The organism is Candidatus Vallotiella adelgis (genome assembly GCF_020541305.1).
Classification (GTDB): domain Bacteria; phylum Pseudomonadota; class Gammaproteobacteria; order Burkholderiales; family Burkholderiaceae; genus Mycetohabitans; species Mycetohabitans adelgis.
This window is the reverse complement of the sequence record NZ_CP047396.1, coordinates 1,076,422-1,099,159: the sequence shown is the minus strand read 5'-3', so window position 1 is coordinate 1,099,159 and position 22,738 is coordinate 1,076,422. Positions and strand designations below refer to the sequence as shown.

At 45.7% G+C, this 22,738-nt stretch carries 16 protein-coding genes; 7 read left to right on the top strand and 9 right to left on the bottom strand.

Annotation, left to right across the window (positions count from 1 at the left end; translation table 11 throughout):
- Window positions 1–804 precede the first annotated feature (804 nt).
- The 7 genes from bioD to GJV44_RS04005 all read right to left on the bottom strand — a co-directional run bounded on the left by bioD (window position 805) and on the right by GJV44_RS04005 (window position 10,167).
- Window positions 805–1,524, bottom strand: a complete 720-nt coding sequence (gene bioD, locus GJV44_RS04035; protein WP_226806443.1) for a dethiobiotin synthase — start codon at window positions 1,522–1,524, stop codon at window positions 805–807.
- 30 nt (window positions 1,525–1,554) lie between these two features.
- Window positions 1,555–2,898 (bottom strand): adenosylmethionine--8-amino-7-oxononanoate transaminase, encoded by a 1,344-nt coding sequence (bioA, locus tag GJV44_RS04030; protein WP_226806442.1) that lies wholly within the window; start codon window positions 2,896–2,898, stop codon window positions 1,555–1,557.
- A gap of 476 nt (window positions 2,899–3,374) precedes the next feature.
- Window positions 3,375–4,937 carry an ABC transporter substrate-binding protein gene (locus tag GJV44_RS04025; protein ID WP_226806441.1) on the bottom strand — a complete coding sequence of 521 codons (1,563 nt, stop codon included), beginning with the start codon at window positions 4,935–4,937 and terminating at the stop codon, window positions 3,375–3,377.
- A 753-nt stretch (window positions 4,938–5,690) separates the two neighbouring features.
- Window positions 5,691–6,341 (bottom strand): thiol:disulfide interchange protein DsbA/DsbL, encoded by a 651-nt coding sequence (locus GJV44_RS04020; RefSeq protein WP_226806440.1) that lies wholly within the window; start codon window positions 6,339–6,341, stop codon window positions 5,691–5,693.
- 89 nt (window positions 6,342–6,430) lie between these two features.
- On the bottom strand, window positions 6,431–6,988 hold the full coding sequence (locus GJV44_RS04015) for an SPOR domain-containing protein (RefSeq protein WP_226806439.1): 558 nt from the start codon (window positions 6,986–6,988) through the stop codon (window positions 6,431–6,433).
- A gap of 131 nt (window positions 6,989–7,119) precedes the next feature.
- Complete coding sequence (gene argS / locus GJV44_RS04010) at window positions 7,120–8,928, bottom strand: arginine--tRNA ligase (protein WP_226806438.1); 1,809 nt, start codon at window positions 8,926–8,928, stop codon at window positions 7,120–7,122.
- A 981-nt stretch (window positions 8,929–9,909) separates the two neighbouring features.
- Window positions 9,910–10,167 (bottom strand): BTH_I0359 family protein, encoded by a 258-nt coding sequence (locus GJV44_RS04005; RefSeq protein WP_226806437.1) that lies wholly within the window; start codon window positions 10,165–10,167, stop codon window positions 9,910–9,912.
- Between the two features lie 1,501 nt (window positions 10,168–11,668).
- On the opposite strand from GJV44_RS04005, the gene GJV44_RS04000 reads away from it, so the two are divergent.
- Together GJV44_RS04000 and rfaE2 are read left to right on the top strand one after the other, a co-directional pair.
- Window positions 11,669–12,502 (top strand): ferritin family protein, encoded by an 834-nt coding sequence (locus GJV44_RS04000; RefSeq protein ID WP_226806436.1) that lies wholly within the window; start codon window positions 11,669–11,671, stop codon window positions 12,500–12,502.
- Between the two features lie 49 nt (window positions 12,503–12,551).
- On the top strand, window positions 12,552–13,052 hold the full coding sequence (gene rfaE2, locus GJV44_RS03995; protein ID WP_226806435.1) for a D-glycero-beta-D-manno-heptose 1-phosphate adenylyltransferase: 501 nt from the start codon (window positions 12,552–12,554) through the stop codon (window positions 13,050–13,052).
- A 125-nt stretch (window positions 13,053–13,177) separates the two neighbouring features.
- Here the strand turns inward: rfaE2 and GJV44_RS03990 are convergent, their stop codons facing one another.
- Window positions 13,178–14,035, bottom strand: coding sequence for a type III pantothenate kinase (locus GJV44_RS03990; protein WP_226806434.1), 858 nt, complete (start codon window positions 14,033–14,035; stop codon window positions 13,178–13,180).
- Window positions 14,036–14,041: 6 nt separating this feature from the next.
- A complete protein-coding gene (locus GJV44_RS03985; RefSeq protein ID WP_226806433.1) occupies window positions 14,042–15,154 on the bottom strand; it encodes a biotin--[acetyl-CoA-carboxylase] ligase in 1,113 nt (370 codons plus the stop codon).
- A 457-nt stretch (window positions 15,155–15,611) separates the two neighbouring features.
- Between GJV44_RS03985 and GJV44_RS03980 the strand changes: the two genes are divergently transcribed.
- The 5 genes from GJV44_RS03980 (at window position 15,612) to lipA (ending at window position 21,053) form a co-directional block, all read left to right on the top strand.
- On the top strand, window positions 15,612–15,770 hold the full coding sequence (locus tag GJV44_RS03980) for a hypothetical protein (RefSeq protein WP_226806432.1): 159 nt from the start codon (window positions 15,612–15,614) through the stop codon (window positions 15,768–15,770).
- A gap of 956 nt (window positions 15,771–16,726) precedes the next feature.
- Window positions 16,727–17,929, top strand: coding sequence for a D-alanyl-D-alanine carboxypeptidase family protein (locus GJV44_RS03975; RefSeq protein WP_226806431.1), 1,203 nt, complete (start codon window positions 16,727–16,729; stop codon window positions 17,927–17,929).
- Between the two features lie 88 nt (window positions 17,930–18,017).
- Window positions 18,018–18,287 (top strand): DUF493 family protein, encoded by a 270-nt coding sequence (locus GJV44_RS03970; RefSeq protein ID WP_226806430.1) that lies wholly within the window; start codon window positions 18,018–18,020, stop codon window positions 18,285–18,287.
- A 1,009-nt stretch (window positions 18,288–19,296) separates the two neighbouring features.
- The gene (gene lipB, locus GJV44_RS03965) at window positions 19,297–19,962 is read left to right on the top strand and encodes a lipoyl(octanoyl) transferase LipB (protein ID WP_226806429.1); all 666 of its coding nucleotides are present in this window, start codon (window positions 19,297–19,299) and stop codon (window positions 19,960–19,962) included.
- Between the two features lie 104 nt (window positions 19,963–20,066).
- Complete coding sequence (lipA, locus tag GJV44_RS03960; protein ID WP_226806922.1) at window positions 20,067–21,053, top strand: lipoyl synthase; 987 nt, start codon at window positions 20,067–20,069, stop codon at window positions 21,051–21,053.
- Window positions 21,054–22,738: the final 1,685 nt, after the last annotated feature.

Sequence of the window (22,738 nt, the reverse complement as noted above, 5' to 3'; positions counted from 1 at the left end):
TCTGCATATGCTATAGCGTGAATAGTATCAGTTGCGTACGACACTTACTTGCATCAGGGCACGTTAAAGAGATCGGGTTGCTAAGGACCGTAATGTGCAATCCTAGGATTGCACATCTTAATCCCCTGAATAATTTTTCTGATAATTTCAGTCATTAAGATTGGTATACAGTAACCTATTTAATACGCCTCATGCAGCGTGCCGGGCCAGTAGATCACATATCTACTGGCCCGATATTTTCCCGTCAAATATACTTTACACGTGAGGCCCTGTTTACAGCACGGTAACATCACATGTATACAGTACAGGTATATCTACTCGTAACTATACACTATAGTATTTAAAAAGTAGTCTTCATTCTTTCAGTGGAAAGATCATATATGGGGGGTAACTATAGAATCGGCTATTCAATCTACTTTAGTAGAACTTGCGTTTTACATTACTTCATATTTTTGGCCAGCATCGTCTCACGGGACAGGCTAGGTTTTTCTAGAAGCAATACTAAAAAGTTGTCCACGGTTCGTATTCTATCTTAGATCGGGTTAAAACAGTAAATTGGCATATCTCTCATGCTAAAGAGGCTAGCTAAAAGACGGAAAATCCAATCCAAATTTTTGCTTCTAAAAAATTTGTTAATACGCTTTATACTCTCTCTGCTAAAACCGGGAGAAACGTGCACTTCTTCATAACGCTAATATAATGTGAATTCTGCGGAGTATGTGGCGATGGGATGCGGGCGTGTAAACACATGCGGTCATACTAATACCTTCTAAATGAAGGTGAAGCGTACCTAGCACCTAGAGACTAGAGCGTTAATAAGCCTCGCATTCGCTCAAGCAGCGTGTCGATATCAATATATCGTGCTGCTTCATCGGCGCGCTGACTATCTATGCGTGGAATAGTACCGAGCAGCGGCGCACTGTATTTTCGATCTAATCGCTGTTGGATTGCCTCAACATTCGCAGTGGAAAATTCCATGTCTGGGTCAATGATATTGGCAATCCACCCCACTAGCATGAGACCGCGTGTCGAAATCGCTTCAGCGCTAAGCAACGCATGATTGATGCAGCCTAGTCGTAATCCAACAACGAGTATGACAGGAAGCTGGAGGGAGATCGCAAGATCCGCGGTATCCTTCATATCATCTAGAGGAACACATACGCCTCCTACTCCTTCGACGACAACGATATCGGCGAGCTGCTCGGCAGCGCGATGGCAGGCCACAATATGCGCAATGTCTAGAGATACACCCTCGTATGCCGCTACAATATGAGGAGCAGCCGGCTTTCGAAGCATATAAGGCGTGGATAAGTGAAGCGGTAGTACGATATTCGATGCGTTGAATAGCAGATCTGCATCTTCATTATGCAGAATCTCGTTGTGCAGTTGTGCGCCAGTAGAAATCGGTTTGAGAGCCGTAGCGCGTAGAGCTCTTGCACAAAAGCCCTGCAATAAAGCACATGACACAAACGTCTTGCCAATTTCTGTATCAGTGCCAGTAACAAATAAAGAAATCGCTTTCATTGACTTGATTTATAAACAGAGATCATATTTTCAACCACTCAACCTAGAAAGCACTGTCGTAAGTGTTGTGCGCAACCGCATGGCGAGCAGCATTTGTTCATCCTCGCTCAGTATATAAGGCGGCATTAGGTAGACAGTGGTATCGATGGGACGCAGCAGCAGCTCATTAGCGAGCGCGCACTCAAAAAAACACCGCGAGAATTGGCGCGCTGACGCAGCCGGTAACAATATATCGAACGCGAATAGCGTTCCGCACCGCCGCAGATGCTGTATCTGCGGATGCTCACGCAGTGGCTCAAGCAATGCGCCCAGCGTGTCTGATTTCGCACGGTTGTTTACTAATACGTCGTGTGCGTCGAACAATTCGAGCGTGGCGAGGCCTGCACGACAAGCGAGCGGATTTCCAGTGTACGAATGTGAGTGCAGGAAGCCGCGCGCGGTTTCGTCGTCATAGAATGCCGAATATATCGTATCGCGCGTGAGCACTATCGACAAAGGCAGATAGCCACCACTGATGCCTTTGGATAGGCATAGGAAGTCTGGCCATGCGTTCGCCTGTTCGCAGGCGAAGAAAGTCCCGGTGCGCGCACAACCAACTGCGATTTCATCAGCAATCCAGTGTATCTGGTATTGGTCGCACAGCGTACGCAGCCCGGCTAAGTACGATGGATCATGCATCACGAACCCACTAGCACACTGCACTAGTGGTTCGACGATTAGTGCCGCAATTTGTTCGCCACGCTCGACAAATAACCGCCTCACATCATCTAATGCGCGAATTGCTACATCTCTTGCCTGTTCACCGATACGGGCTTGTCGGGCATCTGGTGACGCGACTACATGTGCGGTGCGAATTATTGAATCGTACGTACCCTTAAATAGCTCAATGTCGGTTACACCCAATGCACCGATTGTTTCGCCATGATAGCTATTAGCAACACAGACAAACTCACGCTTACAACTGCGGCCGCTGTTGCGCCAGAAGTGGAAGCTCATTTTTAGCGCAATCTCCACAGCTGATGCCCCATCGGATGCAAAGAACGCATGGCCGAGCACGTGGCCGGTCAGCGTTGATAAGCGCTCGGCTAACTTAACTGCCGGCTCATGCGTGCAACCGGCAAGCATTGCATGCTCTAGAGTGTCTAGTTGTTCTTTCAATGCATCGTTGATATGTGTGTTAGCGTGACCAAATAAGTTTACCCACCAGGAACTAATTGCATCGAGATAGCGCTTACCATCCAAATCATATAGCCATGCTCCGGCGCCGCGCGTAACAGCGAGTAATGGCAACTGCTCATGGTGTTTCATTTGTGTGTATGGATGCCACACCGCGCGCAGGCTGCGGGAAATTAGGTGAGAGGAATTGTTTTTCAAGGGTTATACCGAATTACCCGGCGTCAGTTTGTCTAACAAAGATCTAGCCTGAAGATTATCGTCGCTGACACATACGACTGATCTGTTCAAACCAGTCAGAGGATTAGTATTGCAGCTGAGATCGAGTAGATAAATACTCGATCTTGGAAAAATAGTTGAACGCATGCGTGGTATAGGTAGTGTGGGGAGGCACTCATCCAATCAAGCGAAGAGAGTACCACTGCGCCATCTTGTATGAAGCGCATGCAGCAAGTCAAGCAGTGCTGTAATTTATGAGTTTAAACAATACCGTATGTTGCGCACACGGTCTATGCCGGGATGCTATTCAAGAGCATCCTCTCTTTATAGAGAGTGAATTCGGCAATGATATGTGTACCGAAAGCACTGTATATACAGTACGTTATTTAATAAAATTAAAACTAACAGTTAATATATAAGCAATCAATTATGATGGATCTAATATTTCTAATATTTTCCTAGTTAATCTTTACGTTTGAATAGTCTTGACGGCCGAATAAGCTCGGCCGGTAGCCGCTCACATTATTGCGCATAAGTACAGCCGTACTTGGGTACGCCAAAGGAATCCACAACGCTTTATCGTGAATCATTTTCTGCGCTGCAACGTATAATTTTGTTCGCGTAGGTTGGTGGGTGGTGCGCTTTCCATCTGCAATCCACTTGTCTAGTTGTGGGTTGCAGTAGCGAGTAAAATTAATGCCAGCCTTTGCTGATGCGCATGAGAACTGCGGCGTCAGGAAGTTGTCTGGATCACTATTGTCACCAGACCAGCCCATGAAAAGTAGATCATGTTGGCCTTGCTTAGCATCCTGAATTAATTGCCCCCATTCAACGACTTTAATCTGTGTTTTTATGCCAATTTTGTTAAGGTCTGCTTGCAAGAGTTCCGCGCCGGCTTTTGGATTAGGATTCAATACACTACCACTTGATCTTACCCAAATCGCCGCCTCGAAGCCATTCGGGTAACCCGCATCGGACAGAAGCTGTTTCGCTTGTTCGATATTGTACGTATATGGTTCGATTTCTTTATTATAGCTCCATGTGTTCGGTGGATACGGATTAACAGCTGCAACTGCGGTGTCGCTGAATACCGTTTTGATGTAAGTTTTTCGATCGAATGCGATGTTTAATGCTTTTCGGACTTTATTATTATCTAATGGCTTATGCTGTGTGTTTAATGCAACAAACGCAGTCATGAAGGCTGGTGTTTGGACAACCTTCAGCAATTTATCTTCTCTAGCTGCGAGTACATGCTGCGGTTTAGGCGAAAGTGCAATTTGGCATTCGCCTGATTTAATTTTTTGCGCACGTACAGCTGCATCAGGTGTGATTGAATAGATCAGCTGGTTGATCTGTGGTTTTCGACCCCAATAGGTTGGATTAACATCGTATCGAATTACTGCATCATCTGTGTAACTTTTGAGTATGAATGGACCAGTGCCAACCGGTCGTGAATTCATACGATCTTGTCTACCTGCAACTTCTAATTGACTCGCGTATTCTGCTGAGTAGATTGATGCGAACGGCATTGTTAGGATTGAAACAAACGCTGCGTTAGGCTCAGAGAGTTCGAACTTTACCGTTAAATCGTCTATCTTCGTGACCGATTTGATTAACTTTGGTAGATTCATGGATTGCGCATGCGGAAAACCGCTGTTGCCCACGATCTTATGCCACGGATGATGTGGATCGAGCATCCGGTGAAATGTGAATAACACGTCATCAGCGTTCAGTGTACGGGATGGTTTGAAGTATTCCGTAGTCTGAAACGATACATTAGGATGTAGATTAAAGATAGCAGAAAGCCCGTTTGGGCTGACTTTCCACCGGTCAGCGAGCGATGGCGCGAGCATGCTAGTCGCCTCGTCATAGCGAACTAGTTGGTTAAAAATAACGTCACCGGATGCGTTGGAGGTGGTTAGTGAGTTGTACCGCACAATATCGAATCCGTCCGGACTAGCCTCGGTACACACGATTAACGGCTTGGCCTGCAACCAGGCAGGTGCGGTTATTAGTAGCATAGTCACTATGCTAAGCCATATAGATGTGCCACGCCGCCTACTGAGCGTACTAATAAAGTACTTCACATACATACTGCCCCCTACGGCTTGTTTGTTTATCATTTCTGATAGTAATCTTGACTTCCGATCGATATAGAGAGATCTTACTATTTTTGATCTGATGGGATTTTCTGATATGTCGTTCTATAGCAGTACTTCAAACGTAATACCACAAAGCTGGCTGGCAGAATGTGCTGTAGCGTAGTCAGTATTCGTACTGGGTCGGAGAAAATAGCCTAGTACTTTTTAACAGCGATCATCGTTTCCGCATGATCAACAAATAGTTGGATGGGATCGTGATCATACTATCATTCATGGGCGCGCGGAACACGGGTAGATTATTGTGACCAGTAAGTATGCAGGTGTGTGTAGTTGTAATACTCGGCATATTTCACCTGTTCATAGACTACTTATGCTGCAAGTGCTAGTGAAAATGGTATTGCATGCATCCGCCACATAAATTAACACGATTATATGTGGGAAGTGCCAACAGCATAAATTAGAAAGGTGAGCTATAGTTTTGCTGAAGCGCGCGACGAACTTCATTTACTATGACTCGCGTATTTTAGTAAGTAAACATCATTGAGTTAATGTTTACTTACTAAACTCGATACACTATATCAGCTCGATACACTAGACAATAACGATCTTTTATAGAACGGACTTCGCTTACCAAAAGATGACCGGGTATAAAACCAGGCCATTAGAATCCTGCTACATCTTCTGCATAGCTACTTGCCCGACCAGATATTCGAGCACGTGAACGGTACCTTCAAGGCTGTTCGTCGCCGCTGGGCCAGTCTCATACTTGCCTTGTACAACTACCGTAGGCACACCGGAAATCTTATAGTCTTGCGCCATCTTCGATGCGCGACTTAGTTCTCTAGTGACAGCAAACGAATTGTACGTATCAAGGTACTTTTTCTTGCTCACACCTTGCCTTGCAAGAAAGTCTGCTTGCGCGTCTGGCTGCAAAAGGTAGTTTTGTTTAATATGTATCTCGTTAAAGATGGCCGGCGCGAGTTTATCGCCAAGACCGAGCATATTCAGCGCAAGTAGCATCTTAGAATGTGGGATAAACTGGCTGCGAAACGTGACCGGCACCCGCCGGAATATAATATTTGTACCTTGCTGCGCCTTCCACCTCTCCATGTAGGGATCGAACTCGCTACAATGCAGGCAGCCATACCATATGAATTCTATTACCTCGACTTTGCCGCCTTGGACTTCCACCGGGTGGGCTGCTGTAAGTACTATATAGTCTTTGCCTAAAACCGGCTCGGATGGTAGTGCCGCCTGGGTAAAAGGGATTAGACTAAGCTCGACAGCGGCGGCGAGCAGAGCGGTACTGAGGATTTTTTTCATAGCTAACCGTGGCAAAAAACTATTAAACTAGTTCGGATACCGTCCGGTTTAAGAAACCTCGATACGTGTACATATTTCAGGACACAAGGCTATTTTTTCATAAATCGAATTACGATGGAGTTGATACCATTATTAAATAACTTCTTCCGGGTGCTGTTTAGATCCTCGAGTAACACGAACGGGCCAATACGCACTCGGTAGTACACCATCACGCTAGTGTTATGCTGCGTGATCTTAGACTCGAATCCCTGTAGAGCAAGCCGTGCGCGCTGTTGCTCTGCATCCTGTTTCACGCGATACGTGCCAATCTGCAGAAAATAACCAGTGCTAACCTTGCTCGTCAGAGGATTTTTTGTAGTCGCATGGAGGGTGCCATCGCCTGATTCAGTTAATACTGGCGGCGCTGTTTGACTAGAGGAATAGCCGACCAGCGCCCGATTTGGATCAAATGTTGTCCCACTCTCTTCTCTCTTAGAAGTTATCGGTAGAGCGTTACCCTTAGATATAAATGGCCTTGGTGATTCTCTAATATAGAGCGCTAACATAATTGCAATTGCTAGCCCGATAATTAATCCCAATACGATGCCAAGTAACGTACTGCCACGTTGTCTCGAATTCGGAGGGGAAAATTGTCGTGCTTTTACCATCGTATTGCATTACCTGTCGTTCATAAATACTGCACAGATAAAATCGAGACGATCACGCTGTTGACGCGTTGTCTACGTCATCCCTGATTAGTCCAGTTCTGATTATTCGGTCTATGCACCGTATTTTATTTCTACATCTTGGTGGGTGCCGACACCCCGATCGTCGCGAGGCCGTTAGCTAGAACCTGGCGAGTTGCGGCTAGCAGTGCTGCTCGAGCTAGTCGGTTACTCGTATTATTAACGAGAACTCGCTCGGCACGCTTGTTATAGAATGAATGGAATTCGCCCGCAAGGTCGCGCAGATAGAATGCGACCGAATGAGGAGATAGTTCGTTTGTTGCATTCTCCAGTATTTGGGGATATTCAGCTAGTTTTTGAAGCAATGCCTTAGATGGCTCAGTGCTGAGCGGTGTCAAATCGATATTCGACCAGTCTCCGAGATCGTCGGTATAGCGTGTTCGTAGCTCGGACAGCACTGAGCAGATTCTAGCATGTGCGTATTGTACATAGTAGACCGGATTTTCGTCGTTTTGCTTCAGCGCGAGGTCGATGTCGAATGTGAATTCAGTATCTGCTTTACGCGAAATCAGAAAGAAGCGCACGGCATCACAGCCCTTACGCAGCATATCGTCATCTAGTTTTTGCACGCTTAGTATATTGTTGGACTTGTCCGGATTGCCGCCGCCCGACCATACGATAAGATCACGCATCGTCACATAGCTGCCCGCTCGCTTCGAGATCTTGATCTCATGGCCATCGCGCATTACAGTAACCATCTTGTGTAGTATATATTCGGGATAGTCGCTTGGTATGCCAATGCCAAGGGCCTGCAGGCCAGCTCGAACTCGCGCGATCGTGCCATGGTGATCTGAGCCTTGTACGTTAATTGCTTTCGTGAAGCCACGCTTCCACTTGGTGACATGGTAAGCGATGTCCGGTACGAAATAGGTATACGTTCCATCTTTCTTGCGCATCACTCGGTTTTTATCGTCGCCGTAGTCCGTTGTGCGTAGCCACAGCGCATCATTTTCCTCGTACGTCTTTCCGGCGCCCTCTAGCGCCTGAACTGTGCGCTCCAGGCGACCTTCATCATACAGCGATGATTCCAGGTAGTATTGGTCAAACTTAACGCCTAATGCCCTTAAGTCGATATCTTGCTCACGGCGCAGATAAGTTACGGCAAAGCGCCGGATCGCATTCAGGTCATCGACCTGACGGCTACTTGTTACTGAAAAACCATTGCTGGCCGATACAGTTTCGCCAGCTAGGTAGGCGTGCGCAATGTCTGTGAGGTAAACGCCGTTGTAAGCGAATTCTGGCCACTTCATATCGCCTGGCTTATATCCACGTGCCCGCGCTTGGACCGAAAGTGCAAGCGCGTTGATTTGGGCACCGGCATCATTGTAGTAAAACTCACGGTGTACAGTCCAGCCTTGTGTTTGCATCAGTGTACCGAGGGTGTCACCGAGTACTGCCTGCCGGCCATGGCCTACATGCAATGGCCCGGTCGGATTAGCTGATACAAATTCGATCAGCACTCGCTTACCATGGCCACCGCACCCTGGTAGTGCACAGCCAAAGAGCTCGCGCTTTTCTAGTATCACACGCGCGGTTTCCTGTTTCGCAGCATTGGTTAGCTGGAAGTTTAGAAAACCTGGTCCGGCGACTACAGCGCTAGAAATTAGCCCAGCAGCTCGCGGGTGCGCAAGAACTGCCTCGATTAGTTGTTGCGCTAGCACGTACGGCTGCATGTGCAGCACTTTTGCTAGAAGCATAGCTAAGTTCGATGCGATATCGCCGTGTGCAGCAATTTTAGGTCGGTTTAATGTAATAGTTGGCTTCTCGAATGCTGTATTGCTGTTTCCGGGAGAAGCCTGGACAACTGCAGTAACGGCATCTACCAAGATGGATTCGATGATGTATTTTTGTGCAGGTAGCATAGCATGACGGCAGTTATGGAAAGACGGTTGAGGTGATCTGATGATGGTCGGCCTGGTGCGGGGAGTACGTTACAAAGTAAAAGCAGTGAATTTTAGCAGGTGTCACACACATTCAGGACCTTCGACGCTGTGACAATCAGATCAACAAATCGAATATAAAACCGTCTTTCTAATCATGTTGTAGTTGTTAATTTCGGGCGATTGTATATATAGCAGCGCTCGGCAATCTTAGACAGCTTCTTTTCGAGATTATCGGCAGGCATTCGGCGGCATAGCGTATCTATATGTTCCTCAACAGGTTGCGGTAGGTACGGAAAGAGGGCGCGAACGTGATTTTGGGTGTTGAGGTGCGAATCATATCTGAACAATGCAGACTGCTCCATCGCATACCACGTATAGCCTAGCGTTGCGAGCCGCATTCCGGCCTATTGCGTGGCAATTAAGTAATTATTTCCCCGGGGACCTATCGTCCGTATAGTGCTATTCCTAGAGTGGTAATCGGTAGAGCGCATTTCTCTAGTGCATTAAGCATATTGCAGAGTATTTTCAACCAGAGCAGGTTTACGATGCTACTAAACAAAATTTATTCTGAGGCGTAGTGGCTGTTATGCAATGTAACAAACAAGAGTGCAGCAGTACATACCTAGGCCGTTGATTCTTAACGAGATACTTGCGGTTTTTAGAGTTTAGAGTTGACCTAATCGCTTTAGCGATTAGGTGCTGCTTTTTTATCTGGCTGTGGTCGTGTACTAGATAGCAACTCTTCGCCCTAAACTTTATATTAGGGCGAAGAGTCGTTTAGCTCATTCAACTTGGTTGGATGGCTATGGCATTGGCTCATCGTAGTCATAGTGACAGGAGCTTCTAGTACTAAGGCGCAACACGCTACTCCCTAAGTAGGCCGTGTTCATTTTTTTATGGGATGAATCTATGAATGTCAGCTATCTATATCATGTGTTGAGGTCAGCCAGCCAGCGTAGATTAGTGCAGTACAACGGGTTGATTCATTAGGCTGTCAAATTGCCCAAGGAATTCATCGATTTCCTCCAACGAGGGTTGCTCTTGGATCAAGCGCTGTACGTGTTCGCGAAACCGAGCTGCCATTGAGCCATCGATAAATATTTCGCGCTGAGCATTTTTGTCAACAATTTCGAAGCCCCCGGATAGCATTGTGCCGTGTTCGGCTTGGGGGGAGAATTCAACAACGCAGTAATTAGGGCTGTTATAAATCATTTGCATGGCGACATTCCTCAATTCTTTTTCTTTGCCACGGTTCGCACCGAAGGTTGAGAGATTTGATCAGAAATTCAAGAGGTCGATTCAGATTAGGCGCTCTCTCTGATTATATTGGGTTCTTAAGATAACCGCTGCTTTAAATCTATTAATTTAGCCTACCAAGCGTAGAACACACAGGATTCTAACGTCTGGGTTCATGCTCCGAACGGCAAAATAGCAGCATCCGCGTTACGCGGTCTTTCGGAGTCGGGTGCATTATCGTTCGTAAGTGAAAAGCGCTGCCGCTCTGGCTCGGATGTCGATTTTCGCGCCACGAGCATTCGATTCGTGTATCGTTTAGTTCAGTTTATATTAACCTGATTAGCAATCAATCAATTATAGAAAAAATGTGTACAGCGATGCGCTTGTACGGTTCGGAAAGTAGATGGAATATAATGCATTCAGTATTCTTGTTGAGTCCGTACTAATTTAGTGGCGATCATCTTCTTAATGAAATAAATCTCATGACTTGCGCTTTCGGCGAAGAAAAACAAACATATAACGCTTAATTTTTTTAGGCTGATAGGTCACCCGTGCATACTAGACTAGCCCATGGAATCACTATTCGGTGGGTCACGCTCACAGCGTGACCCATGCCTCTGTACTTTTAGGTATTGCATATGGCATTGCAGAGGGTAAGCCTGAATCAGGCGGCGTGCCTATATCATGTTGGTTCGGGGCTTATGTGCTGATACATAGGAGCAGTCATTAAGACGACTATCTGGGTCATACGAGCCATCAGCAATCCAACGGCAAAGCGTTAGTTTAATTTTTCGCGCTGTTAAAAAATATCGTATCGGACCATCCCCGATCGGGGATGGTCGGCGAGTTTCGACACTAAAGCATCAGCGGTGTGTGGAGGGGGGCTGGCGATAAGGCTAGTAAATAAGGCCAACATATCTAAGAACCAGAAATAGCCGAGGCATTCGGTGTGCTCGAGGAGACGCCTTTGCTAGCGTTCAGTTGCTAGCTTACGCTGTCTTTGCCGGAAAAAATTTAGTCGGCTGCATCGGCCTTACTGCACATAGAGCAAGGAACGCGTTCAGCTGTGACGTGACTGATTATAAGACCTTACACGAAGCGGGTAGAATCGCTATGATAGCCAAGAGAGAACCGCGACGCGCTAGCATATTGCTAGACACTAATACAGCATGTTTAATTGTGTATGCTAATAAAAGAATATTAGTAGCAGTTTGAGACAACTCGACACATAGCTAGCAGCGATTTTTCGGCGTGTTGCCTGCGAAATCGCTAAACGCGACGGATAACAGATGCTTCTTAGTCATGCAGATTCCTTTAGAAGACGTTCCCCGACGCGATATTTTTCGCATTCGGGTCTACGCTGTGCTCACATAGAATCTCTTATCTGCTAGTTTGTCAGGCAGAATCATATAGCACATAACATAATATCCATGATGAGTACGAAACGCGCAGTCTACGTTTTTCGGGTTGATAGGGTAGCACTATGAACACCATGCTGTATCCGGAACTCTACCGCTCACTCGAATCAGTTCGCTGGAATATGGAAAAAGATATTCCGTGGGAGGAGTTCGATAGTTCGATGTTGACTGACGAACAAGCAAATACGATTAAGATGAACGCGATCACTGAATGGTCCGCATTGCCGGCTACAGAGATGTTCCTACGTGATAATTATAACGACAGCGACTTCTGCGCATTTATAAGCCTCTGGTTCTTTGAAGAACAAAAGCATGCGCTAGTATTGATGGAATATCTACGGCGCTTCCGCCCTAAGTTCTTACCGACCGAGCAGGAGTTGCATGCAGTACGTTTTCCATTTGACTCGGCGCCACCACTAGAAACATTAATGCTACATTTCTGCGGCGAGATTCGGTTGAACCATTGGTACCGATGTGCAGCTGAGTGGCATACGGAGTTAGTGATTAAGCATATCTACGAGACGATTGCACGCGATGAGGCGCGCCATGGCGGCGCTTACCTTCGGTATATGAAGAAAGCGCTGGCCACGGCTGGTAACTCTGCACGCACTGCATTCGCGAAGATCGGCGTACTGATGGCGTCAGCTCGGCGTACTGAGAAACCGCTGCACCCAACGAACCTGCATGTGAATCGGCAGCTATTTCCTCAGGACACCGTACAATCACGACTGCCAGACTCAGATTGGCTTGAGCGCTGGCTAGATGAGCAAATTTTATTCAACGACATGTGGGAAAAAAAAGTCATTCAGCGTATTTTACACAATCTATCGGTGCTGTTCGAGCGTCCGTTTGCGACAGCGCAAGAACTGAATCGTTATCGCAAAGAATTAGCAGTATGAATATGGCTCGATTCAGACTTAAAAATGTCAGAATGACTGCTATAGTCTAATGTCAGCCTCGTTTGAGCGCAAGGTTATTGAGCGGCATATGTTATTGGCGCATCGCGCGAAGCTCGATGCGCCTGTCGTATTTACTAATGGTGTATTCGATATCTTACATCGTGGGCACGTAACGTATCTAGATCATGCCCGCGCGTTAGGCGGGTGCCTAGTCATTGGTGTTAATAGCGATTTATCGGTGCAGCATCTCGGCAAGGGAAATGACCGACCAATCAATGTGGCAGCCGACCGCATGATCTTGCTTGCTGCGCTGGAAAGCGTCGATTATGTTGTGATGTTCGAGGAGTCAACGCCAATCGAGTTAATCCGTGTTTTGTGCCCAGATATCCTCATCAAAGGCGGAGACTACGACATGGATAAGCTTCCAGAATCGAAATTAGTGCGCAGCTGGGGTGGTCGTGCACTAGCGCTTCCGTTCGAGCATGACTATTCGACGACAAAACTGCTGCAGTGCGTACGCTCTCGGTCTCTCAGTGCAACATCTCCCTAGGATCAAGCTAGCCGGGGCTTGGCTAAAACTTCTACTGAACGTCATGAATCCGAGCATGTTTTCTATCATCTTAAAATCAAGCAGCGCAGCATCTGTAATACTCTGTTCTTCAAGCGGTACTCATATTAGGTACCATGCTTATGTACTGTCACCTCGTCTTGCGCAATCAGCGCGAGACCCGATAGTATTAAATGATCGTGCCGTGTATACGGCACGGTTAGCGCTGCCGCTAATGCGTCACCGCCGCCACCGCCAAGCACCATTCGTATCGGTGCATCGCCTAGTTCAACGCGCCATGTTAGGTAAGCATGTTTGATTAAGCCGGTTTGCGCGAGCGCACATCCGGCGCACAGCGATGCAGGTGTGTCGGTGCCAAAGTCCAAATCTCCCTTACCGGCCAGGACGGAACGTGCGCTAGCTAGCGTTAGTGTCGGCAATTGTGCAGTATGCTCTCCAAGCGAACGCATCATCAACGACCATCCCGGTGCAATAAAGCCGCCAATGAAGATGCCATCAGCGCGCAGCGCTTCAATAGTCGTCGCAGTACCAAGCGTAACAATCAGCAGATGCTCGCCAGGATAGGCCGCGCGCGCGCCGATCATGCCAGCCCAGCGATCAGTACCAAGTTGTGCTGGCTCACTATATCCATTGATTACTCCACACTGCGAGTGGCGCGATACAATAGTCGTGCGTTTGATGCTTGGCCAGCGTGCGTCAAGCATGGCTGACAGGCGAGCCGCGACGTCATGGCCAGCAGCATTAGAAATCCAGATATCAATTGGTGTCGGAAAATCATCCCATTGTAGCTGTTCTCTGTGTGCGGTGAGATCGCTTTGCGTGTCGTCAAGTGGATTGTTGTGCGAAAACGCGCCAAGTTGCTGCCAACTACCATCGGTTCGCACCAGCGCCCACTTGGTACGGCTATTTCCAGCATCGATCACTAGACGGTGGCCAACCATGCCAGCAAGGTTAGGATCGATCATGTCGGCTTAAGTGTTGTCGTTGCGCAGCTGTTGTTCACATGCACATCCGGCGGCTGGTCGCTTGCTAGCTCCCGAAAGCGAGGTATCAAATGCTAGAAGGCCATCGGTGGGCAATCTAGATAAATATAGCGCCACACCGGATCCGGAAGCTGTTAACAGTTCGTTGGTACGACCGCTAGAAGTAGAGGTATCGAAGTTTGCGGCAAGCCGAAGAGATACATCACCCGTAGAAATTACCCGGACTTCTTGTGGCGTGTATATTAACAATTGTCCCTGTTTATTGACGTCATATGCAATACCGCGTGCTATTTCGTTGCCTTGTTCTAAGACGACGACCTCCTGTCCTGCATAGGCATGCCCGGCAATCCAAATATCGCGGAACGGCTCAAAGCCATGCTGGCTGAAGCGATCTAGCCCAATTGCCAGTGCATTAAGCACTGCGCTCAGAACCGGGGTCAGCGCAGCATTCGGCCATGCGAAGGACAGTGTGCTGACTATAATTGGTAATGTAGTGCAAGGCGTTTCATCTAATAATGCGATCTGCTGTTGTAACTCATGAGTGCCATTGATGTTCAGACCTACGCCGACTACCAGCGCGGTGGCATCACGTGTACTCCATGCGGTTTCTACGAGAACGCCCGCTAGCTTTGCACCATCTAGTAAGATGTCATTTGGCCACTTAAGCGAGAGTCGTCCGCTATCATCCAGCGGCAAAGTGCGTAGTCCGTCTACGATTGTCGCGCTAAGTGCTAGACTCAATCCAGCGAGTTGGTCCGGTGAGCGCGGCATCAAGTGTCCCAGCGAAAACAGCAGCGCATTATTTGGGGTGGCTAACCATGGCCGGCCACGTCGTCCCCGTCCAGCCGTCTGAGAATAAGCAACGCGCACGCTCGGCTCAAATGGTATGCCACGCGCTTTCTTCAGCTGTGTAGCAAGATCTGCATTAGTCGATCCAGTCTCGCAAACTACCTCAAGTAACCAGCGCGAGGGTTGCGGGTCAAGCAACTGGAGAAGCCGCGCGTTTTCAATACGACGAGCTGTTGCCAGGCCAGTATCGTTGCCAGAAGCAGTCTCATCCAGAATGCCGTACGAATTTTGGTGGGGGAAATAGTCGGACATCTTGCTATTATGGCGAGGCTATACTGTGCCTTCCGATACAGTGGAAGCCATCTTAACCCTTTACTCTTTAAATTTCGAGGCGTTGACAACTGCTTATCATCAATTCGGAAGAGCCAAGACATGAACTAGCCTTGGTGATCAGGTATAGAATTTTCTTGACTATCCAACAGATTATACTCTCCCGCTAGCACTAGATCGGTCGCAGGGCAGTCTAGGACTGGTCGGCACGCTGTTAGACTATATTCATCTATGACGTGTGTAGTAGAGTTTGTATGAGATATGGGAAAGCAGCAGTTTATCATTCATGATTATCTGGACTAGTGCACAGCTCGAGATTTTTGACTGGATTTTCCTGCTTCAGGCAATAGAAAAATCATCTAAGCTATGACGTAAAATTGAACCAGTCACACTGATTAATCTAGATAAGCCACCGCACAGGCGAAACCGCCACATTTCTATGCTAAATCGTACGATTGTATTTGTCTATGTAGGAACACGATTATTCGGCGAGAACACCTACATTGTTACCGGCCCCGGGCTGTCGATTATTAACGATGCTGATCCGGGAAGATCCTCATGCTCAAGAGGAGGGCCTAAGTTTAGGCACATCGCGTAATATACGCACCATTGTTAATAATGGTCTTTGAGGATATCACACAGCTATTCTGTGTATGTTAGCTCTAGCGTTGTAGAGCTTACTCCCTCCAAAAAGAAATTCGTCTTTAGATACTGCCAGCATCGCGCTGTACTAGACGCTCGTAGACCGCACCAGAACCAATAACCAGAGACGACACATTTCTTGAAGTCAGGTACGCGCTGCCCAGCAGCTAGATTATACTGATTGCATAGCTTAACAGGTGCTAGTGTTTCAGAAATCTAGTATTAGAGCAGAATCTTGTATTCTGGGGTCGATTATTTGCGATCTGACTACCTATAAATATCGCGCTAACAATCGCTTTCCATATAGTTTTTCGCCATAACTAATGCAACTAGCTTATGCGCCGATACAATCAGTACGCTATTATCAACTGACGGTCGACAAAGTGCAGATATTCACTTTGATAGGTACTCTACCCCAGTCAGATCGCAATTTAGATCCTTATAGACAGGTAGACGAAGGTAGCTAAATTAAGGTTAGAGTTACTCAGTTGGTAGGATGTTGCTACGCTGAGTTTGGCCGTAAGTGTGTCCGGCCTGATAATATCAGTGATAATCATATATCTATGAAACTGTCTTGATAAGAAAGTTGTATAGATATGGATCAATCTATCTTATTCTATTATAGCATTAGAATAATATAGATTTATTCAATCAAATAAAGAAAATCTTGATTAATCCGTAGAAAATAAATCACGAGCTCAACCCGGCCAACATGCTAGTGACTAGAGGCACGTTTTATTGAGTCCACTTCGTTTAATCTGCATCTGTATTAGGTAATTTCCGATAGTTAGAGTGTATAATAACCTTTAAAAGGCGTACTCGTTCACAGCGTGTCAACATCAATGCTTAATGCGATCGCTATAGCATAATTCGCTGCGCAAATTTTTACTCTTGAATATTGATTCAATTTTTATGTACGTGACTATTTTCCGAGGTGTTGTTACGAGTGCAGCAACGCTCGCGTGTGTACTGCCTACTACGCTGATTTTTGCCACCGACGACGTGCTCGCACAAGTATCACCGCCTCCGGCGGTACATGCGCGCTCGTGGGTCCTCATCGATGCCAATAGTGTGCAGACGCTTGCCTCAGCTAATGCTGACGAACGGGTCGAGCCTGCTTCACTGACTAAGCTGATGACCGCATACTTAGTGTTTGATGCATTAAAGACAAAAAAAGTCTCGATGGAGCAAACTATAGTACCGAGCGAAATAATACGTCGCGTTCACACAGATGAGTCACGTATGTTTGTCGAGGCGAACAAACCAGTAACTGTGCATGACCTAGTATATGGAATGATTGTACAGTCAGGTAACGACGCGGCGATCGCACTGGCTGAACTTGTTGGCGGTAGCGAATCACACTTTGTGCAAATGATGAATGATGCAGCACAGAAGCTTGGCATGAAGAATACGCACTACACCGATGTGAATGGCATGCCTAATCCCATGCACTACACGAGTGCGGCTGACTTAGCTGTGCTGTCGATCCACTTGATTCGGAACTATCCTGAGTATTATTCTATCTTTGGGGTTAAAGATTTCACATACAATAAAATTAAGCAACTAAACCGCAACCGGTTACTATGGATTGACCCAAGCGTAGATGGACTTAAAACCGGCCACACAAAAGCGGCTGGCTACTGCCTAATTGCCAGTGCAAAACGGCCGCTACCAGAAGCGCCAGATACATCTCGCCGGCTTGTGAGTGTAATGATGGGCGCTCCAAAAGAGTATGACCGTACAAAAGACAGCTTAAAAATGCTAAACTATGGCTATGCTGCATATGACACAGTACGTTTATACAAAGCCAATCAAATCATCAATGCGGCGCGCCTTTATAAGGGCCAGCAAAACTACGTTCCAGTTGGCGTTAAAAGCGATCAATACATCACGGTTCCGAAGGGATGGCGCAATAAAATCAAGATAATATTCAAGCGTCATAATATACTCATTGGTTCAATTACTGACGGGCAGATAGTCAATACAGTACAGGTCGTCGCCGATGGCAAAGTTCTGACGCAGTTTCCAGCCGTATCGTTGAAGGCCGTACCGAGAGCAGGCATCTTTGGCCGCCTATGGGATTCAGCGTTACTGATGCTAGTTAAAAATACGTAAGTCCAAGATCAAATAATCAGCTTAATAAGCTGAGCTACTCGTGGTGGTGGGTAAGTTTAATCAAACTAAGGGACAAAGCAATGCTGTTATGAGCTTATCTAATGAAGTCTTGCTGAAGTTTCCTCAGGACTTTCCGATTAAGATTATCGGCAAGGTGAATTGGCAATTCCAGCAAGTTATCGTTAAGATAATTCAGGAATTCGATTCCGAGTTCGACGACAGCCGAGTCCAAAGTCGGTTCTCTAAGAAAAGCAACTACATCTGCCTTACTGTAACTGTCCATATAACTAGTCGTGTGCAACTCGATGACCTATATTGTGTTTTAACCGGACACCCAATGGTCAAGATCGTGCTCTGATAAAAAATGAGCATTATTCTCAAATAATTTTCTAAGCCCAATTATCATACCCATCAATTCGCTGCTTTCTTTAGTCGTTAAAGCTTACCATCTAATAAAGCGTATATTTTGATGTCGTTGCATATCATCGAAAAAAACTGACTGTTATTAAAATTGGGTGTATATGCGCCGTGCAAGTACAACCTATTATCAAGCGATAGCTAAAACGAATCAGCTCAGATAATTAGCGCCGTGCAATTCGAGTCGCGTGGGTAGTAGCGGAAATTTCGGAAATATTCAGGTGGTAGAACGCTTATCAGGTATTAACGTATTCTACTTTCTTGTACGCTTAAGCGGTATTTAGTTGGGTTTGAACTCTAGCTGCGCGTAGTTTTAATAACTACGCGCAGCTGCTGCATATGATAAATAGTTCCTCTAAAGGAGAGGAACCGCTATGGAATTAGTTTGTCAAAATCTAAAATACTTTAAAATATATGAGATTATATAATATTATTAGATCTAAGTAGGTTCTTTACTAATATACTATAGTAGTATTTACTGTATTAGATGTACTAATTAAATATTTTTAACATCTGGAAATCTGGAAAAAATGTTTTTTATCGTAAAAAGATACTACTACGATTTTAGTTATCTTTGCATATTCTGGTGTGTAGCGTATAGATATACGATGAAACTTTTTTATTCAAATATCAATGGTATGTTCAATTTAGATAAACTATGTGATAGTATCATCGGCTCAGCACAGCCACTTATCATGGAAAATAGTTAGTGTTAATTAACTACAGCACTAACAAGGTTGTCAATTAGGTGATGCTAAGCGCATCGTTATCGCTTCGGTCTGATAAATTATATGATAGTCATCAAGACTATTCAGTATGACTTCCGATGAAAAGCATAGTAGTAGTTTTTGGTCTGATAGTTATAGTCACTAGAAAACCAACTGGCTTTTTAGTAAAATGATGAACTATGCCTACTCCGTCCATTCAATTCAACACTGAGATCAGTCGCTGTGGCAACAGTATCTAACGATATTATCGTACGATGGCGCGGTGTTGATCCCTATGAAGTAAGCTTCGATGCAATGCGTGCGTTTACAGCTAGACGTACACCACTCACTCCAGATGAAATCTGGTTAGTTGAACACCCGCCAGTCTACACCCTAGGACAAGCTGGTGATCCAGCTCATCTGCTAGCCGCAGATAACGGTATTGCTCTAGTTCGAGCTGATCGAGGCGGGCAGATTACCTATCACGGACCAGGTCAGGTTATCGCGTACTTATTAATCAACCTACGGCGCCGGCATTTATGGGTTCGTGACCTAGTAATGCGTATCGAGCAGTCAGTGATTGACACACTGGCGGAATATCATGTGACTGGCGAGCGCCGCCCAGGTGCACCGGGCATTTATATTGCTGCTGGTTTCGCGTATCGCCATGCTGGCGCGAAGATCGCAGCACTTGGCCTAAGAATCCGTAATGGCTATTCGTATCACGGCGTGGACCTTAACCTGAGGATGGATCTTCAGCCATTCCGTGATATTAACCCATGTGGTTACGTCGGTCTGGAAACGATTGACATGGCCACGCTTGGCGTGGCAGCGTGTTGGCATGACGTAGCACAGACACTCGTCGAACGGTTGGCAGATAATCTGCCGCCGGTCGGCGTTACCACATAGCTGGATATAGCGCCTGTAATGAGAAACTCCATGGTTTCCTGAGCAAAAAGTTGGCTGCTTTTACACTGAATTTTAACATGATAATTTCTGTTTCTAATCTAGCTATGACCTCCGATGCATCTGAAATGCATACCTCTCTTGCTATCTATGACGCGAACGAAAAACAGAAGGCTAAGGCTAAGACTTCCCGAATTCCGATCAAGATCGTGCCAATTGAGAAACTAAAAAAGCCAGATTGGATCCGAGTGAAAGCCGTAACAGGAAACTCACACTTTTATAAGGTAAAGCAGATTCTACGAACATATAATCTGCACACAGTCTGTGAAGAAGCAAATTGCCCGAATATCAGCGAATGCTTTGGCAAGGGAACGGCAACATTTATGATCATGGGGGATAAGTGTACGCGCCGTTGCCCATTTTGTGATGTTGGGCACGGGCGACCGGATCCACTAGATACTGAGGAGCCAGTGAATCTAGCGCGTACCATCGCCATTCTCAAACTGCAATACGTTGTGATCACTAGTGTAGATCGCGATGACTTACGCGATGGTGGCGCCTGGCATTTTGCCGAATGTATTCGGTGGATCCGCGAGCTGTCGCCGAAAACTCGGATCGAGATTCTAGCGCCGGATTTCCGGGGGCGGTTAGATCGTGCCCTAGCAATTCTTAACTCATCTCCCCCTGATGTAATGAACCACAATCTCGAAACTGTGCCACGATTATACAAAGCAGTGCGTCCAGGCTCCGACTATGCCCACTCATTAAAGCTATTGCAAACTTTCAAGGCACTACATCCAGATGTTGCAACTAAATCAGGGTTGATGGTTGGGCTCGGTGAAACTGAAGAAGATATCCTATGCGTTATGCGCGACTTGCGGGCACATGATGTAGATATGCTGACGATTGGTCAGTACTTACAACCATCCGAGTACCATCTACCCGTTCGCACGTATGTGCATCCAAACACTTTTAAGATGTATGAGAGAGAAGCCTATGCCATGGGCTTCTCTCATGCGGCTGTTGCTGCTATGGTACGCTCTAGTTATCATGCAGATATGCAGGCGCAGGGAGCAGGTATTATCGAGAGCTAAAAAGTGGGTAGTAACGCTTATGCCATAGTAGAAAACATGAGGTTGTCTTCGACAACTTATGTTCTCGCGGGAGACTCGTCCGCTGGCTGCTCCGTAAAGACACTGCTAGGCTGTTAGGTATTAGGACTATCTTCCCTCTCTACTCTAAATGCCAGTTTCGGAATTTTAGTATAACGTACTACGCAAGCATTAGGTTATATTCCACATCATGTAGTAACAAGCGCATCTGCAATAGATTAGAGGAATGTAGGCATGTAGTAACGCTGACTCACGAATTTTGCGACTGATATGACTAGCTGTTATCGTAACTATGCGCTATGATTTTATCATTCATGAATGATACCCCATGAGGCGAGTTATGCTCGCTATAACTAGATCAACTTATTATAATCCGTATTATTTTATTTAGATAGTCACTCATCGGTCACTCATCGTAGTGGAGGTGAGATTGCTATCTTGATACTAAATTAGTATTTCTCCGGGTAACTTAAATTGATAATTATTATGCGCTACGTAATTTTACGTCGCATAGCGTGTAGTAATAAGAACTATTATAAATATGCCACAGAAGCAGCTGTAAAAACCACTGTAAAAAGTGGTGTTAGTTATTTATTTTTAATATATATTTTTCAGTAATCTGTAGAAGATGCGAATATAATGCTTGTGATTTTTTCAGGATATTCATCCGAATGATATATTACTTTATTAAAAGTCACATGACTATATTATAAATAAATTTCTTATATTTTTATTAGGTTAATATAAAAAATATACAGTTTTTTAACTATAGCTATAGAGAGGTCTCTCTATTGGGACGCATGCGTATAAGCACAAAATTTATTTTTTACAAAGGTGAGCTATAGCTTAATTCTCATATGCCGGCACTTAACTTAAGATAATTATATACTCATATGTAACTAGTGTTACAGTTGCGAGTCGCTGGCAGAATTAGATAGTGGCGATTGAAAATCTACCATTCTACCCGCCTCGCCGAGGCGAATAAATATCATCACCCAGATTAAAATCGATGATAATACGCTAAAACATGAAAACCTTGTTCATAGCATATTCCGATTCTATTTCCGAATGCTATTCGTATCGTTTGCAACAGGGTGTGTAGAGTAGTACCGAATAGGTAGGGTATTGGCGCGATGCAGTGCTAAGTATCAACACGCAATTAGTTATGGGTTAGCATATAAATTAGCATTTACACTACTGATGTAGTGAGGCCATCTTAGCAGATGGCCGCGAGGGCACCCTCGATAACAAGGTGCTCTGAGTGATCCGATGTCCGGATAGCTACGCAAAAACCTCAAGAAAACGAGTGAATGGTAGAAACTAATACTAATAATTGTTTTTCGGCAGTAGAAAACTTGAGTCTATTCTCAGCAGACCGAAAAATTATAAAATTGTAATTTGACTAGTGTAAAGTAGCTTGCTAGGTGTCTCATGCGTCTCTGTGCTGCTGAACGGATAGCCTTGTCAAGGAACAGCACTAAGATGCTTAATACTCTAATATTAACTTTCTGGCACTGGGGTTAATTATACAATTAATATATGATGTGCGACAAACAGTAAGCGATTTCTAGTGCTGAGATATTCCATGAGGAATATCTACTGTAGATGTATGATGCGGATGACTAGATAGGTGACACTATACATTGCTACTGCCCTTCCTTAGCTCT

Bases quoted from the DNA above. Each gene is read 5' to 3' on its own strand.
- GJV44_RS04025 (WP_226806441.1), bottom strand. From the start codon at position 4,937: ATGCTACTAATAACCGCACCTGCCTGGTTGCAGGCCAAGCCGTTAATC.
- GJV44_RS03975 (WP_226806431.1), top strand. From the start codon at position 16,727: ATGTACGTGACTATTTTCCGAGGTGTTGTTACGAGTGCAGCAACGCTC.
- GJV44_RS03970 (WP_226806430.1), top strand. From the start codon at position 18,018: ATGAGCTTATCTAATGAAGTCTTGCTGAAGTTTCCTCAGGACTTTCCG.
- GJV44_RS04005 (WP_226806437.1), bottom strand. From the start codon at position 10,167: ATGCAAATGATTTATAACAGCCCTAATTACTGCGTTGTTGAATTCTCC.
- rfaE2 (WP_226806435.1), top strand. From the start codon at position 12,552: ATGTCAGCCTCGTTTGAGCGCAAGGTTATTGAGCGGCATATGTTATTG.
- bioD (WP_226806443.1), bottom strand. From the start codon at position 1,524: ATGAAAGCGATTTCTTTATTTGTTACTGGCACTGATACAGAAATTGGC.
- GJV44_RS03985 (WP_226806433.1), bottom strand. From the start codon at position 15,154: ATGTCCGACTATTTCCCCCACCAAAATTCGTACGGCATTCTGGATGAG.
- GJV44_RS03980 (WP_226806432.1), top strand. From the start codon at position 15,612: ATGCTAAATCGTACGATTGTATTTGTCTATGTAGGAACACGATTATTC.
- GJV44_RS04000 (WP_226806436.1), top strand. From the start codon at position 11,669: ATGAACACCATGCTGTATCCGGAACTCTACCGCTCACTCGAATCAGTT.
- GJV44_RS03990 (WP_226806434.1), bottom strand. From the start codon at position 14,035: ATGATCGATCCTAACCTTGCTGGCATGGTTGGCCACCGTCTAGTGATC.
- GJV44_RS04015 (WP_226806439.1), bottom strand. From the start codon at position 6,988: ATGGTAAAAGCACGACAATTTTCCCCTCCGAATTCGAGACAACGTGGC.
- argS (WP_226806438.1), bottom strand. From the start codon at position 8,928: ATGCTACCTGCACAAAAATACATCATCGAATCCATCTTGGTAGATGCC.
- GJV44_RS04020 (WP_226806440.1), bottom strand. From the start codon at position 6,341: ATGAAAAAAATCCTCAGTACCGCTCTGCTCGCCGCCGCTGTCGAGCTT.
- lipA (WP_226806922.1), top strand. From the start codon at position 20,067: ATGACCTCCGATGCATCTGAAATGCATACCTCTCTTGCTATCTATGAC.